We start from the raw sequence: 16,869 nt of genomic DNA, 5'->3' as shown, positions 1-16,869 counted from the left end.
GGGAACCGTCTCCCCGGGAGGAACGCATGTCGCTCGACCCCTCGCCCACCGACCGCCCCTGGCCGGCCACCGAACCGCGGGACGTCGAGGTGACCGCCGGTCCGGCCCGGCTCGCCGTGGACCTGCGCGGCGGCGCCCTGCGTGAGCTGGTGGTCGGCGACTGGCACGTGCTGGACGGCTACGCGTCGGGCACCGTCCCGGCCGGCCGACGTGGTGGTGTCCTGCTGCCCTGGCCCAACCGGCTCCGCGGCGGGCGCTGGTCCTGGCGCGGCCGCGAGCTCCAGCTCGACGTGGTCAGCCCGTCCACCCCGAACGCGGTGCACGGGCTGGTCACCGCCCAGCCCTGGCAGGTGCTGGCCCAGCGGGCGGACGCCGTCACGGTCGGCACGACGATCGAGCCGCGCACCGGGTACCCCTTCCGGCTGGCCGCCGCGGTCGACCACACCCTGACGGCCGACCGGCTCACCGTGACCGTGCGGGTGCGCAACGCCGGGGACGAGGACGCACCGTTCGGCGTGGGCATGCACCCCTACTTCTCGGTCGGGGCGCCGGCCCCGGGTGACGTGGCCGCGGCCGAGCTGACCGTGCCGGCCCGCACCGCCCTGGTGCTCGAGGGCGGCCTGCCCACCGGGGAGCGGCGGCCCTGGGACGGCGCGGTCGGCCGGATCGGTGACCAGGCGATCGACACCGCCGTGACCGACCTCGTCCGGGACGACGACGGCTGGGCGCGGACCCGGCTCAGCGGGCCCGCCGGGGCGCTGGAGGTGGCCGTCGACCCGGCCTGGACCTGGCTGCAGGTCTACACCGGCGACACCCTGCCCGCGGACCAGCGGCGGCGCAGCGTGGCCGTGGAGCCGATGACCTGCCCGGCGAACGCGCTGGCCGACGGGGTGGACCTGCTCGTCCTCGTACCGGGGGAGACCTGGTCGGGCACCTGGACCGTGGGCTGGGCCCCGGCGTGAGCGGTGACCTCCGGGTCACCGAGGTCTGGCGGTTCCCGGTGAAGTCGCTGCAGGGCGAGCGGCTGGCCCGGGCGGAGATCGGCTCGGAGGGGATCACCGGTGACCGCGGCTGGGCGCTGTTCGACCTCACCACGGGGTTCGGGCTGACCGCCCGCCGGGTGCCCGAGCTGCTGTTCGCAGCCGGCCGGCTGCGCGCCGACGGCGGCGCCGAGGTGGTGCTGCCCGACGGCACGGTGACCGCCGAGGACGATGTCCTCTCCGACTGGGCCGGGCGCCGGGTCGGCCTGCGCCCAGCGGCGGCGGTGGCGGGTGCGCGGCGGTACGAGAACCCGGCAGACGGCGACGACGAGGAGACCGGCCGGTGGAACCCGTTCTCGGGGGCGGACGGCGCCTTCCACGACAACGCCGACGCCCGGGTGACGCTGGTCTCCGCCGGCACCCTGGGCGGCTGGGACCGCCGCCGCTTCCGCGCCAACCTGGTGCTGGCCGGCGCCGGGGAGGACGCGCTGGTGGGTCGGCGGGTGCGGGCGGGCGGTGCGGAGCTGGACGTCGTCCGCCGGGTGCCCCGGTGCGTGATGACCACCCGGCCGCAGTCCGGCGGCATCGGACGGGACACCGCCGTGCTGAAGACGATCCACCGCGACCGCGGGGGTGCCCTCGCGGTCGGGGCGCTGGTGGCCCGCCCCGGCGAGGTCTCGGTGGGCGATGTGCTGGTCCCGGCGTGAGGCGGGGAGGATCAGGGTCGTGCGCACCATCGAACTCCGCTCCGGCGAGGACACCATCCGGCTCGGTCAGCTGCTCAAGCTGGTCGACGCCGTCCCCACCGGCGCCCAGGTGAAGGACGTGCTGGTCGCCGGGGAGGTCCAGGTCAACGGTGAACCCGAGGAACGCCGCGGCCGCCAGCTGCGCCGCGGCGACGTCGTCTCGGTGGCGGGGCAGGACGACGTGCGCATCGGCTGACGCGCCGATCCGGTGCGTGACCGTGCGCGTGGCGTCACCCCGCGCGGGCCCCGGGGCGAGTTAACCCAGATGTCACACAACTCGCGTGCACTCCGCCGGGCTGTGGGCATGAGATGCACTGCCCGGGCGGCGGTGCCGCGGAACCCGCCGCCCGGGACTCCCGTCGCTCAGTCGGCCGCTGGTAGCCGCAGGTCGGCGACGAGTGCCCGGTGGTCCGTCCCGGGCACGTGCACCACCTGCAGGGCCTCCACGGCGATCCGCGGGTCGACCAGGACGTGGTCCAGGGTGAGCCGCGGGTGCGGCGCCCGCATCGGCCACCAGGTGGCCCGCCGGGCGTGGCCGGTCGCCGCCGCAGCGTCCACCCAGCCCCGGCCCAGCAACCGCCGGAAGGCGGCGTGGTCGGGCGTGGCGTTGAAGTCGCCGGCCAGCACCCGTAGCACGCCGGGCTCCGGGTCGGGCAGCAGCCGGAGGTCCTCGACCCAGCTGGCCACCTGAGCGGGGGAGCTGGTCGGCGGGTCCGTGTGCACCGCGGTCAGCTCCACGTCGGGCGCGCCGGGCACGGTCAGCAGGGCCGCCGGCTGGCCGAACCGGCCCGGCACCACCGTGCGCCCCCGCATCTCCAGCCGGGTCCACAGCGCGCCCCCGGCGCCGGCGGGCTGGCCCTCCCCGGCGGGCACCACGTGGCCGGCGGGCAGCAGGTCGGCGACCCCGGCAGCCAGCAGGGCGGACACCGCCTCGGGGGTGACCTCCATCAGCGCCAGCACGTCGGCGTCCCGGTCGGCCACCAGGGCCACCAGGGCGGCCGGGTCGGCCCGGCCGTGCAGCATGTTGGCCGAGACGACGCGCAGCCGCGGCCCGCGCGGCGGCGGCACCGGGGCAGCGGGCGCGATCGGCCGGCGCACGGCGGCCGTCAGCAGCGCGGCCGAGGCAGCCGCCAGCACGGCAGCACCGCGCGACCGGGACACCAGCGCCGCGGCCAGCGGGAGCGCGCTGGTGGCCGCGATGTAGGGCGTGAAGGCCAGCGCGGGCACCAGCGGGAAGCCCCGCTCGGTGCCGGTGGACCGGAGCACGGCCGCCGCGGCCCACGGGACGGCGAACGCGGTGGCGGTCCAGCGGCGGCGGGTGGAGGGTCGGCGGGACACGGCGTCCATGGTGCCGACCGCGGTGGGATGATCATCAGCGGGTGCGCCGTCCACCTGCGTGGGGTAGGACGGTGAGCTCACAGCGGGGCGCCCAGCAGAGGGTGGCCCGGCGGAGGAGGAGTGGCGCTGGTGGCGGTCGAGCATGTGGAGATCGAGCGGAAGTTCGACGTCGACGAGGCGTTCGCGCTGCCCGACCTCGGCGGTGCACCGGGCGTGGTCGAGGTCCGTGAGCCGGTCGAGCACGCGCTGGAGGCCGCCTACTACGACACCGCCGACCTGCGGCTGGCCCGCGCGCGGGTGACGATGCGGCGCCGCACCGGCGGCCCGGACGCCGGCTGGCACGTGAAGCTCCCGGCCGCCGCCGGCGCCCGCCGGGAACTGCACTCGCCCCTCGGCCGGGCGACCAAGACGCCGCCCAAGGCGGTGCTGGAGCCGGTGCTGGGCATCGTCCGGCGCGCCCCGGCGTCCCAGGTGGCGTCCCTGCGCACCCGCCGGGTGGTCAGCGAGCTCGTCGCCGACGACGGGCGGGTGCTCGCCGAGGTCGCCGACGACCACGTCACCGGCACCGCGCTGCCGGCCGCTCCCGGCGAGGCCGCCGTCGTCACCACGTGGCGGGAGGTGGAGGTGGAGCTGGTCGACGGCGACGAGCAACTGCTCGCCGACGTCGCCGGGCTGCTCGTGGCGGCGGGCGCCCAGCCGGCCTCGTCCCCGGCCAAGCTGACCCGCGTGCTCGCCCACCGGCTCGCCGACGCCGAGGCCGCAGCGCCGCCGGCCCCGGCGCCGCCCGGGAAGACCAAGAAGGGCAAGAAGAAGAAGCACCGGCACGCGCCGGGCACGCCGGCCGGCGAGGTCGTGCGTGCCGCGCTGGCCGCGCAGGTCCGGGCCCTCCAGGACGCCGACCTGATGGTCCGCACCGGGCAGCCCGACGGTGTCCACCAGGTGCGGGTGGCCTGCCGCCGGCTGCGCAGCACGCTCGCCGCCTTCCGCCCGGTGCTCGACCGCACGCAGACGGACCCGCTGCGCGAGGAGCTCGCCCAGGTCGGGTCGGCACTGTCCCCCAGCCGGGACGGCGAGGTGGCGGTCGCCCACCTGCGCGACCTGGTCGACGCCGAGCCGGCCGAGCTGGTGCTGGGCCCCGTGGTCGCCCGGCTGCAGCAGGAGGCGGTCCGGGACGAGCAGGCCGGTGACGCGCAGGCGCGCAAGGCGCTGAACGCACCCGCCTACCTGCAGCTGCGCGACGACCTCGACGCGCTGGTCGAGGCGCCACCGCTCACCGAGGCCGCCGCCCGGCCGGCGGAGGAGGTGCTCCGCGAGGTCGTCGCGCGCACCGGCCGCCGGTTGCGGCGCAGCGTCGAGGCGGCCCAGGACAGCGACGACGCCGAGGCCCTGCACGAGGTGCGCAAGGCCGCCAAGCGGCTGCGGTACACCGCCGAGGCGGCGGTGCCGGTGCTGGGCGAACCGGTGGTCGAGCTGGTGTCGGCGCTGAAGGGCGTCCAGGAGGTGCTCGGCGACCGCCAGGACACCTTCATCACCCGCCCGCTGTGCCTGCAGCTCGGCCGGGCGGCGTTCGCGGCCGGGGAGAACGCCTTCACCTGGGGCCGCCTGCACGCCCTGGAGGAGGCCCGGTGCGAGCAGGCGGAGCGGGAGTTCTGGCTGCGCTGGCCGGAGTTGCGCTCGGTGCTGAAGAGCCGGTCGACGTAGCGTCGGGGGCACCACCCCGACCCCCAGGAGCGCGCCGGTGTCCCTGATCGGCCTGCTCGGCTTCGGCCTGACCGTGCTGCTCGCCGTGTCCCTGCTGCACGGCTACCTCTGGTGGCGGCTGGTGCGCAGCACCACCCGGCCGGGGCCCGTCCGGCGCCGGCTCACGGTGCTCCTGGTGGTGCTCGCCGTGCTGCCGGTGCTCGTGGTGCTGCTGCGCGGCCGGCTGCCGGTCGGTGGCTCGGTGCTGGACTGGGTCGGCTACACCTGGCTGGGCCTGGCCTTCTACCTGTTCCTCGCCACGCTGGCGACCGAGCCGATCCGCCTGCTCGCCCGGCTGGTGCAGCGTCGTCGCCGAACGGATGCCGTGTCCGCGCGGGAGCCGGGTGAGGTCGAGTCCGCACCGAGCACGGTGCTGGTGCCGGACGGGGCACGCCGGACCGACGCGGCTCCTCCCGTTCCGGGCCCGGCACCGAAGGGCGGTGCGGTCCGCGCGGACCGCGGTGTCGTCGACCCGTCCCGCCGGCTGTTCCTGGCCCGCACGCTGGCCGTCGGGGCGGGTGCGGTCGCGGTCGGGACGGCGGGCACCGGCGTCGTCCTGGCCAACTCGGCCCCGGTCGTCCGCCGCGTGCCGATCCGGATCCCGCGGCTGGACCCTGCGCTGGCCGGGCTGCGGATCGTGACCTTCTCCGACGGGCACCTGTCCTCGACCTACGGCGGGCGGCGCTTCGAGCGGCTCGTGGAGACGGTCAACGCCCAGCGCCCCGACGTGGTGGCGATCGTCGGTGACCTGGTCGACGGCGAGGTGAGCGAGCTGCGCGAGGACGCCGCCCCGCTGGCCGATCTGGTCAGCGACCAGGGCGTGTACTTCGTGACCGGGAACCACGAGTACTTCGTCGACACCGGGGAGTGGCTGCGGCACCTGTCCACGCTCGGGGTCGACGTGCTCCGCAACGAGCGGGTCTCGATCGGCCGCGGCGGCGCGACGCTGGACCTCGCCGGCATCGACGACCGGACGGCAGCCGCCTCCGGGCTGCCCGGGCACGGTGCCGACCTGGACGCCGCCCTGGACGGCCGGGACGACGCCGTTCCCGTGGTCCTGATGGCGCACCAGCCGGTGCAGGTGGAGCAGGCGCGGGCCGCGGGGGTGGACCTGCAGCTGTCCGGGCACACCCACGGCGGTCAGCTGTGGCCCTTCGACTACGCCGTCCTGCTGGACCAGCCGGTGGTCGAGGGCTGGTCACAGCAGGGGGACACCCAGCTGTACGTCTCCTCCGGAGCCGGCTACTGGGGGCCGCCGATGCGCGTGGGCGCCCGCCCGGAGGTCACCGTGATCGAGCTGCAGCCGGGCACTCCCACCGCGCCGCCGCGGTGACCTCCGCCGGTCCCCACCCGCGGGGACAGGGCGGTGTGTGGACCCGACCGGCGCGTGCAGACGAGCCGGTCGGCGGCGGCCGTGAGTCCCCCCGCGCCTCGCGGCCGCCGCTCCGCGTTGGTACACAACGGACGTGGCCGTGACGTGTCCGCCGTGGGTGCCACCCGCGCGGACGACCGGGGGCGCGACGGGGGTGGGGCGGTGGTGGACCCTGCGTGGGGCCTGCGGCTGGCGGCCCGGCGGCTGGCCGAGCTGCTGGGTGAGCCGCGGTACCGGCGGCGCTGGCAGGTGCACAGCGTGGTGCGGCGCGGTGAGCTGTCCCGGGCCGCGGTGGCCGCGGTCCTGGCCGAGCACCTGTTCGACGCCGGTGAGGTCGACGACGGCCACCGGTCACGGAGTCTGGAGAACCGCGTCGGCCGCGCACTGAACGGGGACCGGATCTCCGACGCGACCCTCGAGCTCTTCATCCGGGCCTTCGAGCTGACCGACGAGCACGCCGACGAGCTGCGGAGCCTGCGCAGCGGGCGGAGCACCGCCCGGCAGCTGGTCGTCGCCAGCGCACTGGGTGCCGAGGGCCCGATGCCGCCGCGGCCGTGGCGCACCCTGCAGCTGGCCGAGGAGCACCACGTGGGGCCCGACCGGAGCCCCCGGCTGCACCACACCCGGCAGCTGCTGGAGGCCGTCGAGCCGACCGATCGGTACACGTACGCCTTCGACACCGCGCACGCCGCGGTGTCGGTCCTGCAGGGCGGCGACCCGGTCCGGGCGTTCCGGGTGCGGGGCACCCCGATCCACGTGGTCGAGGTGCTGCTGTCCCGGCCGCTGCTGCCCGGGCAGACGACGCACCTGGAGTACCAGACGGTGTTCGCCTACCCCGAGCCCCCGGCGCCGGAGTTCCGGCGCGGGGTCTCCGCCTCGGTCCGCCACCTGGCGATCACCGTGCACTTCGATCCGGCGGCCCGGCCCCGGGAGCTGCTGCGCGGCCGCTGGGCCTCGGTGGAGTCCGAGACGGCCGAGGAGGCCGAGCCGGTCGAGCTGGTCGACGGTCAGGCGTCGTTCGAGCTGGTGCCGCCCGGCCGGTGCGTGCTCGGCTACCGCTGGGAGTGGTGAGGCCGCTACCCGGTGAAGGCGGTGGTCTCACCCAGGCGCGACGGGGGCACGGTCTTCAGCCGCGCCACGGCGTCGGCCAGCGGGACCAGCCCGATCTCGGTGCCCTGCAACGCGACCATCTGCCCCACGTGCCCCTCGTGGGCGGCGATCGTGGCGTGCAGCCCGAAGCGGGTGGCCAGCACCCGGTCGAACGAGGTCGGGGTGCCGCCGCGCTGCACGTGGCCGAGCACCGTCGTCCGCACCTCCTTGCCGGTGCGCCGCTCGAGCTCCTCGCCCAGCTGCTGGGCCACCCCGGTGAACCGCCGGTGCCCGAACTCGTCGAGCCCGCCGTCGCGCAGCGGCATGGTGCCCGGCTTCGGGGTGGCGCCCTCGCTGATCACCCCGATGACGTGCCGGTGGCCCCGCTCGAACCGGGCGGTGACCATCTCGCAGACCTCCTCGATGTCGAAGGGCTGCTCGGGGGTGATCACCAGGTGCGCGCCCGCGGCCATCCCGGAGTTCAGCGCGATCCAGCCGGCGTGTCGACCCATCACCTCGACCAGCAGCACGCGCTGGTGGGACTCGGCGGTGGTGTGCAGCCGGTCGATCATCTCGGTGGCGATGCTCACCGCGGTGTCGAAGCCGAAGGTGAGGTCGGTGCCGTCGATGTCGTTGTCGATCGTCTTCGGGACGCCGACCACCGGCACGCCCTCCGAGGACAGCCACGCCGCGGCGGTGAGCGTGCCCTCGCCGCCGATGGGCACCAGCACGTCGACCCCGTGGGCGTCGAGCACCTCGCGCATCCGGCCCAGCCCGGCGTGCAGCTTCTCCGGCGCCACCCGGGCCGAGCCGAGGATCGTGCCGCCGCGGGTCAGCAGGTTGTGGACCATGGGCCGGTCCAGCGGCATCGCGTCGTCGTCGAGCAGGCCGCGCCAGCCGTTGCGGAAGCCGACCACGTCGCTGCCGTACTGCTTCTCCGCGGTGCGGACCACCGCTCGTAGGACGGCGTTGAGACCGGGGCAGTCTCCGCCGCCGGTCAGGACTCCGATGCGCACGTGCTCTCCTCCGGACGAGGGGGTCGGGCGGGTGAACCGTACGTCATGACGTCTAGACGTCTCATGGTGCAGTACCTTTCTGGGCGTGGCGAGTTCGGAGGCGGGGCCCAAGTACCTCGCCGTGCGCGAGGCGTTGCGGCGACGCGCCTCCGCGCTGCCTGAGCACACCCTCCTCCCTCCCGAGCCGGTGCTGTGCGCCGAGTACGGCGTCAGCCGGATCACGCTGCGCCGGGCGGTCGACGGACTGGTCGCCGACGGGCACCTGATCCGCGAGCAGGGCCGGGGCACGTTCGTCAGCCGGCCGGGGATCCGGCACGAGTACCGCGAGAGCTTCGTGCACCGGATCGCCGGCTTCCACTCGGTGATGACCGAGCAGGGCGCCCAGGTGGGCACCTCGGTGCTGACCCAGCGGGTCGTCCCGGCCGCCCCGCCGATCGCCGTCGAACTGGCGGTCGCCACCGCCGACGACGTCATCGAGCTGGTCCGGCTGCGCAGCGTCGACGGGCTGCCCAACCACGTCGTCCGCAGCTTCCTGCCCGCTGCCCGCTACCCCAAGGCGGCCACCGAGGACTTCAGCCACGGCTCGCTCTACGAGTTCCTGCGCCGGGAGTACTCCGCCGACCTGGCGCACGCCCGGCTCGTCGTCGACGTCGGGACGGCGGCCGCCGACGAGGCCGACGTGCTGGCGGTGACCGCGGGCTCCCCGCTGCTGGTGGTGCGCACCACCGTCCGGGACACGTCCGGTCACCCGCTGGTGCACTCGTTCAGCCGGCTGCGCCCCGACGTCAGCCAGGTCGAGTTCGAGGTCTCCGTCGGCGGTCGCTGAGCCCGGCGGACCCAGGATCAGCGTCGGTCGGGCCCGGACGGCCCGAGCGGCAGCTCCGCCAACTGCAGTCGCTGCTCGCGCAGCAGCACCCGGTCCAGGGCGTGGCCGACCGGCCGGGCCAGGTCGGTGACGACGGCCCGCACCGGCGCGTCCAGCTGCCGGGGCTGCCGCCAGCTGACCAGCAGTGCGGCATCGGAGTGGTGCTGACCGAGCGGCAGGTGGACGGCGAGCACCGGACCTGCACCGGGCAGCTCCCGCAGCCCCGGGAGGGCTCGGACCTCCCCCGGGGTGGCGATCGCCACCAGTTGCCGTTCCCGCATCGCCGCCGCCAGCGGGTGGGCGTCGTCGACCCCGAGGCGTGCGACGGGACCGCTCCGCGAGCCGGCCGTCGCCGACCAGACCTGCAGTTCCGGACACCCCACCTCGGCCACCCCGAGCAGCACGGTGGTGGCGCCCAGCGGGGACCGGACCAGCCGGTCCACCGTGTGCAGCAGGTCGGGGAGCGTCTCCGCCGACAGCAGGGCGGTGCTGAGCCGGGCGACCACACGGGCGCGGTCGGCGTCCGCCTCGGCCAGCACGAACGCGGCCCGCGCCGCCTCCGCAGCGCTCTGGGCAGCGCTGTCGTCCCGGACGGCGACCGCGTGTGCCTCCTGCTCGGCCAGCTCGATCGCCCGGAACCGGAGCTGCCGCGAGCTCTCGTCGGCCATCCGGTGCAGCGTGGCCAGCTCGTCGCCGGTCCAGTCCCGGGGGCGGGTGTCGATGGCGCACAGCACGCCGATGGGCTGCCCGTGCACCCCCCACAGCGGCGTCCCGGCGTAGGCGACGGCATCGAGCTCCTGGACCGAGGGGCCGGTGGCGAACTCGGGGTGCTCCCGGGCGTCGCGCAGCGCCAGCGGGCTGCCGCTGGTGGCCACCCGCTTGCTGATCGAGTGGCTCAGCGGCATCGAGCGGCGGCTGGCCCACGGCTCGGGCAGCCCGAAGGCGCCGGGGAAGACCTGACCGGCCTTGGAGACCAGGACGACCAGTGCCCGGGGGGCGCTCAGCTCCTCGGCCACCGACCGGGCGAGCCGGTCGAAGGCGGCGTCGGGCCGGGCCGGCAGGACGGACCAGGTCGGCAGTTCGTACGCAGCGGTCACCGTGCCCCCTGTTCGTCTGCAGCCTGCCCGGCGACGGCCACCGGGGTGCTCACCGCTCGGGAGCACGACGATGCTGTCAGACTCCAGAGGTCGGTGCCCGGCTCCGATGGGGGACGACGTGGAGCAGTTCCGGGAACAGTGGACGACCGGTGTCCGGGCGGTGATCGCGGACCGGGCGGTGACCAGCGTCTTCCAGCCGATCGTCGAGCTGGACAGCGGTCGGGTGGTCGCCTACGAGGCGCTCGCCCGCGGCCCGGAGGGCCCGTTGAGCGCACCGGACGAGCTGTTCGCCGCCGCGCGCGCCGAGGGCTGCCTCACCGAGCTCGACCAGGCCTGCCGGGCCGCCGCCCTGCGCGGCGCGGTCACGCACGGGCTGCTGGCCCCGTCGACCGTCTTCGTCAACGTCGAGTCCGAGGTGCTGGACGACACCCCGGTGGCCGCCCTGTTCGACGCCGGCGAGCCGGTGCCCGCGGACCTGCGGGTGGTCCTGGAGATCACCGAGCGTGCGCTCGCCGCCCGCCCCGCAGAACTGCTGCGCACCATCGCCCGGGTGCGCGAGTTCGGCTGGGCGATCGCCCTGGACGACGTCGGCGCCGACTCCCTGTCGCTGGCGTTCATGCCGCTGCTGCGCCCGGACGTCGTCAAGCTCGACCTGCGCCTGGTGCAGGAGCGCCCGGGCCCGGCGATCGCCGAGATCATGAACGCGGTCAACGCCTACGCCGAGTCGACCGGGGCGCTGGTGCTGGCCGAGGGCATCGAGAACGGCACGCACCTGACCATGGCCCGGGCGCTGGGCGCGACCCTGGGGCAGGGCTGGCTGTTCGGCCGCCCGGGGCCCGGGGTGGCCCCCGGGGCGCGACCCGGCACGCTCCGGCTGCCCGTCGTCCAGTCCACCGACCCGCGGGGCGAGCTGGTCTCCCCCTTCGCCTGCCTGCCGGCGCGCGCACCGGTCCGGGAGGCGCCCAAGGCGCTGCTGATCGAGCTCAGCAAGCAGCTGGAGCGGCAGGCCATGCGCCTGGGGGAGACCTGCGTGGTCGTCGCCACGTTCCAGGAGGCGCGCCACCTCACGCCGGCCACCCGGCTCCGCTACCGCGACCTGGTCGAGCGGGTCGGGTTCGTCGCCGTCCTCGGTGAGGACCTGCCGGTGGAGCCGATGCCCGGCCTGCGCGGCGCGGATCTGGCGCCCGGTGACCCGGTGCGCGGCGAGTGGGACATCGTGGTGCTCAGCCCGCACTTCAGCGCTGCCCTGCTGGCCCGCGACCTGGGGGACGACGGGCCGGACCTGGAGCGCCGCTTCGCCTTCGCGCTCACCTACGAGCGCGACACCGTCGTCCGGGCCGCCCAGGCCCTGCTCTCCCGGGTCGCGCCGAGCACCGCGCAGCCCGCGTCGGCGACGGACGGCGCGGTGCCCCCGGTGCCCGCCGGCGTGGTCCCGCCGCTGGCCGGCCGGTCGGCCGGCGACCCGGGGGAGGCGCTCCTGCACCGGGCGCTGGCCGCGGTCGGCACCGGCGTCACCGTCGTCGACCTGCGGCTCCCCGACCAGCCGCTGGTCTACGTCAACCCGGCGTTCGAGCGGCTGGCCGGGCAGCCCGCCGCCGAGCTGCTGGGCCGCAACTGCCGCTTCCTGCAGCACCCGGACACCGACGCCGCCGCCGTGGGCCGCATCCGTGCGGCGATCGCGGCCGGTGCCGAGTGCCGGGAGGTGCTGCTCAACCGGCGGACCGACGGCAGCACCTGGTGGAACCAGTGCACGCTCACCCCGGTGACCGACGAGTCCGGCGCCGTCGTCCAGTACATCGGCATCCAGGCCGACGTCACCGACCAGGTGGAGACCGAGCGCGCCCTCCTCACCGAGCGGGACCGGGTGCGGAGCCACGTGGCCCGGATCGCCGAGCTGGACCCGCGGGTCACCGTGCCGGTGCCCCCCGCGGCACCTCACGCCTCGACGGACTCCCCGGGGGCCAGGCGGGTGTAGGGCACCGGCTGGCCGGGGCCGCGCTCACCGAGCAGGCCCGCGACCAGACCCAGGCCGGTGTCGTTGAGCAGGCCGTCGTGCACGGCGAGTGCCCGCTCGGCGCGCAGCTCGCGCAGGTAGTCGATCAGCTCGGCGGTCTTGGACCACGGCGCGTGGGCCGGCAGCAGCACGGTCGGGACGGCCACCTCGGGCACGGTGAGCGCGTCGCCGGGGTGGAAGACCCGGCCCTCGACGAGGAACCCCACGTTGCGCACCCGCGGGAGGTCCGGGTGGATGACGGCGTGCCACTCCCCGTGCACGGTGACCTCGAACCCCGCGGCGGTGACGGCGTCACCGGCCCCGACCACGTGCACCCGCGGGCCCGCACCCGCCAGCTGCTCGGCCACCGCGGAGTTCGTCCACACCTCGAGCGCCGGGTCGGCGTCCAGCGCCGCGCGGACCTTCTCGGGCAGGAAGTGGTCGGGGTGCTGGTGCGTGACCAGCAGGGCCGAGGCGCCGTGCCAGGCGTCGTCCGCGGTGAACGCGCCCGGGTCGACGACCAGCCGTCGGTCGCCGTCGGACAGGACGACACAGGCGTGTCCGTGCTTGGTGAGCTGCACCAGGGCCTCCTCGCAGGCGGTGGGACGTCGTTGCACGGTGCCACGCCACACGTCGGCAGCGGGCGGGGTCCTCCGATGGGGTGAGCCGGCGACGGAGCCACTCTGCCGATGGGCCGGTGCTGCCGACGTCCCAGAGGTGACCACGCAGACGCTCATGTTCGCCGCCGCCCGCAGCCGTGCGCACGGGCCGACCGCCGCGCTGTGGCACGCCGTGGAGGTGCACCGGGCCCCGGCCGACCTGGACGGCGCCTGCGAGCTGAGCGTCTGCGGCACCCTGGCCCGGGTGAGCACCGAGGAGCACTGGCCGGTGCGCGCCGTCGACGTCTGCACCGTCTGCACCGCCGCCAGCTGGTTCCACGTGGAACCGGTCAGCGGCCGGTGAAGACCGCCGGTCGCTTGCCCAGGAACGCCTCGACGGCCTCCCTGTGGTCGGCGGTCCGCCCCAGGTCGGTCTGCAGGCTCGCCTCCAGCGCCAGGGTGTCCGCCAGGCTGTCGGTGGCCGCCGTCGCCAGCACCGTCTTGATCGCCCGGTAGGCCCGGGTCGGCCCGGCGGCGAGCCGGGTGGCGAGCGCGGTCGCCTCGGCGAGCACGTCCGCGGCCGGGACGACGCGGTGCACCAGCCCCCACTCGGCGGCGGTCTCGGCGAGGAACGGCTCGGGCAGCAGCAGCAGCTCCGTGGCGCGTGACCCGCCGACGCAGTGCACCAGCCGCGAGGCCAGCGCCGAGTCGCTGGAGAGCCCGATGCCGGCGAACGCGGTGGTGAACTTCGCGCCGGCGGCCGCGACCCGCAGGTCACCGGCGAGCGCGATCCCCAGCCCCGCGCCGGCACAGGCGCCGTTGACCCCCACCACGAGGGGCACCCGCAGGCCGGCCAGCGCCAGCATCAGCGGGTTGTACTCGGCCTCGACCACCGACAGCGAGGGCTGCGCGTCCGGGCGCTCGGAGCGCAGCTCCTCGACGTGCTCGGCGAGGTCCTGGCCGACGCAGAAGGCACGGCCGCTGCCGGTGAGCAGCACCGCGCGCACCGACTCGTCGGCGGCCACCTCCTGCACGTGGGCGAGCAGCTCGGTGCGCAGCCGGTGGGACAGCGCCGGTCGCTGCAGGGTCAGCGTGGCGACGCCGTCGGCGTCGGAGCGGGTGACGGTGGGCTCGGAGCCGGGTGTGGACATCGTCGTCCTCTCAGTCCTCTGCGTAGTCGTGGAAGCCGCGGCCGGTCTTGCGGCCGAGCTCGCCGGCGGCCACCTTGTCACGCAGCAGCTGCGGTGGGGTGAAGCGCTCGCCCAGGGTGCTGGCCAGGTACTCGGCGATCGCCAGCCGCACGTCCAGGCCGACGAGGTCGGTCGAGCGCAGCGGGCCCATCGGGTGCCGGTAGCCCAGCTCCATCGCGGCGTCGATCGCCGCGGCGTCGGCGACGCCCTCCTCCAGCATCCGGATCGCCTCCAGCCCGAGCAGCACGCCCAGCCGGGACGACGCGAAGCCGGGGGAGTCGCGGACCACCACGTCGGTCTTGCCCAGGGCGCGCACCCAGTCCCGGGCGGCCACCACGACGTCCGCGCCGGTCTCCGGGGCGACGACCACCTCGACCAGCTTCGAGGCCGGCACCGGGTTGAAGAAGTGCAGGCCCAGGAAGCGCGCCGGCCGCTGCAGCGCGGCGGCCAGCTCGGTGACCGAGAGCGAGGAGGTGTTGGTCGCCAGGACGGCGTCAGGCCCCAGCACGGACTCCGCGGCGGTGAGCACGGCGACCTTGAGGTCCGCCCGCTCGGGCACCGCCTCCACGACCAGGCCGGCGTCGCGGGTCAGCTCGGTGGGGGAGTCGACCAGGGTGAGCCGGCCGAGGGCCTCGGCGACCTCGCCGGTGAGCTTGCCGCGCCGGGCGGCCTCCTCGAGCCCGGCCGACACCCGGCCGCGGGCGGCCTCGGCGGCCTCGTCCCCGGCCTCGACCACCTCGACCCGTGCGCCGGCGGCCAGGAACGCCTGGGCGATCCCGGCGCCCATCCGGCCGCCGCCGATCACCCCGACCTGGTGGGGCAGTGCGGTGCTGGTCGCATCGCTGGTCCGGTCGCTGCGCGTCACGGGGTGTCCTGGGGGTGCATCGACAGCTCCTCTGCTGGCGGCGGTCCGGGCGCGGCCCATTCTGCTGCCCGGACGGCGCCAGGGCGCCCGGGGTCGTCCCACCGGTGGACGCGCACGGACCGGCGATGTCGCCGAGCCCGCCGACCCGTCGTCCGGGGCGGCGGCCGACCCGGGGCTCCCCGGCGTGGACTGCCGCGGGGCTGGCGCCCGGTGACCGGTCCGGCGTGCCGTCAGGCGGGGCAGGCGAGGGGCTGCTGCACGCCGTGCCGGGCCAGCACGTCCAGCAGGGCGGTGATGTCCTGGATCGTCCCCGCCGACGCCGGGCCCAGGGGCAGCGCCGCCCACGTCTGCTCCAGGTAGGCGCGGGTGATCGGGTGGCCGGCCGGCAGCTGCCCGGTCAGGCGGTCCCGGGCGACGGCGGTGGCCAGCGCAGGCACGAGTGAGCGACCGTCGGCCCGCTCGCCGTCCGCGGTCAGCTGGACGCCGGTCGCCTCGGCGAGCAGCGCGCGGTCCTCGGCGGTGAGCGCGGCGAGTGCGTTCCGCCGCCAGCGCGCCGGGGCGGCGGCGCGCATCGTGACCGGCCGCAGGGCTCGGGCCGGGGTGGCGGACGTGGACGTGGCACCGATCATCGGACCTGTACTCCTGGTCGTGGGCTTGCGCGAGCGGCCGTCGCGGTCCTCCTCGGCAGCTCCCGGGCCGATCGGCACCGGCTGGCGGCACTTTTCTCGGCCACCTGGCCCACCCGGCTTGCCGCCCGCCCCCGGCAGCGGCGAGGCTGCCCGTCATGTGCTGCGGCGACGACGACGGCGACCGAGGGTGACCCGGGTGGTGATCGCCCCCGACTCGTTCAAGGGCACGCTCGGCGCGGCGGCGGCCGCGGAGGCGCTGGCCGAGGGCTGGCGCCGGGTGCGGCCGCAGGACGAGCTGCTCACCGTCCCGCTCGCCGACGGCGGCGAGGGCACCCTCGAGGCGCTCGGGCACGACCTGCCCGCCGACTGCTGGCGCAGCGCACCGGTGACCGGGCCGGACGGGCGTGCGGTGGACGCGGCCTGGCTGCTCCTCCCGGACGGGACGGCGGTGGTGGAGATGGCCCGGGCTGCCGGGCTGCCGCTGCTGGACCGGCCCGACCCGCTCGGTGCGACGACCCGGGGGCTGGGGCAGCTGCTGGCCGCGGTCGTCACCGACCCGGCCGTGCACCGGGTGATGCTCACCCTGGGCGGCTCGGCGACCACCGACGGCGGCACCGGTGCGCTGACCGCCCTCGGCGCCCGCTTCCTGGACGCCGACGGTGCCGAGCTGCCCCCGGGCGGCGGCGCGCTGTCCCGCCTGGCCCGGGTCGACCTGGCCGGGCTGACCCCGCCGCCGGCCGGCGGCGTGCAGTGCCTGGTCGACGTCACCGCGCCGCTGCTGGGGCCGCTGGGCGCCGCCGGCCAGTTCGGGCCGCAGAAGGGCGCGGACCCCGGGCAGGTGACCGAGCTGGACGCGGGACTGGCCCGGCTGGCCGACCTGCTCGGTGGTGACCGGGAGGCGCCGGGGGCCGGCGCGGCCGGCGGCACCGCCTACGGCTTCGCGGTCTGCTGGGGGGCGGAGTTCGTCAGCGGTGCCCAGGCGGTGGCCGCCGCCGCCGGCCTGGACGAGGCCCTGCGGGGCGCAGCCCTGGTGGTGACCGGCGAGGGGCAGTTCGACGCCCAGTCGCTGCGGGGCAAGGTGGTCGGCGACCTGGTCGACCGGGCACAGGGCGCGGAGGTGCCGGTCGCGGTGGTCGCCGGCCGGGTCGTCGCGGCGGAAGGGCTGCCGGTGTCCCGTGCGCTCTCGCTCACCGAGCTGGCCGGTTCGGTGGCGGCCGCCATGGCCGAGCCGGCGCTCTGGCTGGCGACGGCGGGGGAGCAGCTCGCACGGGAACAGTCCGTCTCGACCTGACGTTGCGGCGGTGGCCGAGAATCCGGTCGTGGGCAGGTTTGCGAACGCCGGTACGGGGC

General features: G+C 76.3%; 17 protein-coding genes. 10 read left to right on the top strand and 7 right to left on the bottom strand.

What is annotated here, in order from left to right:
* Window positions 1–26: 26 nt before the first annotated feature.
* The 3 genes from O2W20_RS00935 to O2W20_RS00925 are packed head-to-tail and all read left to right on the top strand — an operon-like array spanning window position 27 to window position 1,922.
* Entirely contained in the window at window positions 27–962 is a 936-nt protein-coding gene (locus O2W20_RS00935) for an aldose epimerase family protein (protein WP_269169882.1), read from the top strand.
* Window positions 959–1,687 carry an MOSC domain-containing protein gene (locus tag O2W20_RS00930; protein WP_269169881.1) on the top strand — a complete coding sequence of 243 codons (729 nt, stop codon included), beginning with the start codon at window positions 959–961 and terminating at the stop codon, window positions 1,685–1,687. Before O2W20_RS00935 ends, O2W20_RS00930 begins: the two co-directional genes overlap by 4 nt.
* Window positions 1,688–1,706: 19 nt before the next feature.
* Window positions 1,707–1,922, top strand: coding sequence for an RNA-binding S4 domain-containing protein (locus tag O2W20_RS00925; RefSeq protein ID WP_269169880.1), 216 nt, complete (start codon window positions 1,707–1,709; stop codon window positions 1,920–1,922).
* Window positions 1,923–2,089: 167 nt separating this feature from the next.
* Here O2W20_RS00925 and O2W20_RS00920 read toward each other — a convergent pair whose 3' ends face one another.
* On the bottom strand, window positions 2,090–3,064 hold the full coding sequence (locus O2W20_RS00920; protein WP_269169879.1) for an endonuclease/exonuclease/phosphatase family protein: 975 nt from the start codon (window positions 3,062–3,064) through the stop codon (window positions 2,090–2,092).
* Window positions 3,065–3,193: 129 nt separating this feature from the next.
* On the opposite strand from O2W20_RS00920, the gene O2W20_RS00915 reads away from it, so the two are divergent.
* The 3 genes from O2W20_RS00915 (at window position 3,194) to O2W20_RS00905 (ending at window position 7,247) form a co-directional block, all read left to right on the top strand.
* A complete protein-coding gene (locus O2W20_RS00915; RefSeq protein WP_269169878.1) occupies window positions 3,194–4,765 on the top strand; it encodes a CYTH and CHAD domain-containing protein in 1,572 nt (523 codons plus the stop codon).
* Between the two features lie 37 nt (window positions 4,766–4,802).
* On the top strand, window positions 4,803–6,137 hold the full coding sequence (locus O2W20_RS00910; RefSeq protein WP_269169877.1) for a metallophosphoesterase: 1,335 nt from the start codon (window positions 4,803–4,805) through the stop codon (window positions 6,135–6,137).
* Between the two features lie 201 nt (window positions 6,138–6,338).
* On the top strand, window positions 6,339–7,247 hold the full coding sequence (locus tag O2W20_RS00905) for a hypothetical protein (protein ID WP_269169876.1): 909 nt from the start codon (window positions 6,339–6,341) through the stop codon (window positions 7,245–7,247).
* Between the two features lie 5 nt (window positions 7,248–7,252).
* Here O2W20_RS00905 and O2W20_RS00900 read toward each other — a convergent pair whose 3' ends face one another.
* The gene (locus O2W20_RS00900; RefSeq protein WP_269157651.1) at window positions 7,253–8,281 is read right to left on the bottom strand and encodes an ATP-dependent 6-phosphofructokinase; all 1,029 of its coding nucleotides are present in this window, start codon (window positions 8,279–8,281) and stop codon (window positions 7,253–7,255) included.
* An 85-nt stretch (window positions 8,282–8,366) separates the two neighbouring features.
* On the opposite strand from O2W20_RS00900, the gene O2W20_RS00895 reads away from it, so the two are divergent.
* Window positions 8,367–9,107: a GntR family transcriptional regulator gene (locus O2W20_RS00895; protein WP_269169875.1), complete on the top strand. Its 741-nt coding sequence runs from the start codon at window positions 8,367–8,369 to the stop codon at window positions 9,105–9,107.
* 17 nt (window positions 9,108–9,124) lie between these two features.
* On the opposite strand, the gene O2W20_RS00890 is transcribed toward O2W20_RS00895, so the two are convergent.
* Complete coding sequence (locus tag O2W20_RS00890) at window positions 9,125–10,243, bottom strand: GAF domain-containing protein (RefSeq protein ID WP_269169874.1); 1,119 nt, start codon at window positions 10,241–10,243, stop codon at window positions 9,125–9,127.
* A gap of 106 nt (window positions 10,244–10,349) precedes the next feature.
* Here O2W20_RS00890 and O2W20_RS00885 point away from each other — a divergent pair, with 106 nt between their 5' ends.
* The gene (locus tag O2W20_RS00885; protein WP_269169873.1) at window positions 10,350–12,218 is read left to right on the top strand and encodes an EAL domain-containing protein; all 1,869 of its coding nucleotides are present in this window, start codon (window positions 10,350–10,352) and stop codon (window positions 12,216–12,218) included.
* On the opposite strand, the gene O2W20_RS00880 is transcribed toward O2W20_RS00885, so the two are convergent.
* The gene (locus O2W20_RS00880; RefSeq protein ID WP_269169872.1) at window positions 12,179–12,853 is read right to left on the bottom strand and encodes an MBL fold metallo-hydrolase; all 675 of its coding nucleotides are present in this window, start codon (window positions 12,851–12,853) and stop codon (window positions 12,179–12,181) included. The two genes, O2W20_RS00885 and O2W20_RS00880, sit on opposite strands and share 40 nt — an antisense overlap.
* 100 nt (window positions 12,854–12,953) lie before the next feature.
* On the opposite strand from O2W20_RS00880, the gene O2W20_RS00875 reads away from it, so the two are divergent.
* Window positions 12,954–13,199, top strand: a complete 246-nt coding sequence (locus O2W20_RS00875; protein ID WP_269169871.1) for a hypothetical protein — start codon at window positions 12,954–12,956, stop codon at window positions 13,197–13,199.
* Here O2W20_RS00875 and O2W20_RS00870 read toward each other — a convergent pair.
* The 3 genes from O2W20_RS00870 to O2W20_RS00860 all read right to left on the bottom strand — a co-directional run bounded on the left by O2W20_RS00870 (window position 13,186) and on the right by O2W20_RS00860 (window position 15,519).
* Complete coding sequence (locus tag O2W20_RS00870) at window positions 13,186–13,986, bottom strand: enoyl-CoA hydratase-related protein (RefSeq protein ID WP_269169870.1); 801 nt, start codon at window positions 13,984–13,986, stop codon at window positions 13,186–13,188. The two genes, O2W20_RS00875 and O2W20_RS00870, sit on opposite strands and share 14 nt — an antisense overlap.
* A 10-nt stretch (window positions 13,987–13,996) precedes the next feature.
* A complete protein-coding gene (locus tag O2W20_RS00865; RefSeq protein ID WP_269169869.1) occupies window positions 13,997–14,890 on the bottom strand; it encodes a 3-hydroxyacyl-CoA dehydrogenase family protein in 894 nt (297 codons plus the stop codon).
* 230 nt (window positions 14,891–15,120) lie between these two features.
* Window positions 15,121–15,519, bottom strand: coding sequence for a hypothetical protein (locus O2W20_RS00860; protein ID WP_269169868.1), 399 nt, complete (start codon window positions 15,517–15,519; stop codon window positions 15,121–15,123).
* 187 nt (window positions 15,520–15,706) lie between these two features.
* Here O2W20_RS00860 and O2W20_RS00855 point away from each other — a divergent pair, with 187 nt between their 5' ends.
* Window positions 15,707–16,810, top strand: a complete 1,104-nt coding sequence (locus tag O2W20_RS00855; protein ID WP_269169867.1) for a glycerate kinase — start codon at window positions 15,707–15,709, stop codon at window positions 16,808–16,810.
* Window positions 16,811–16,869: the final 59 nt, after the last annotated feature.

Origin of the sequence: Modestobacter sp. VKM Ac-2982 (assembly GCF_026967935.1) — a bacterium.
GTDB lineage: Bacteria > Actinomycetota > Actinomycetes > Mycobacteriales > Geodermatophilaceae > Modestobacter.
This window is presented reverse-complemented; position numbering and strand designations above follow the sequence as displayed.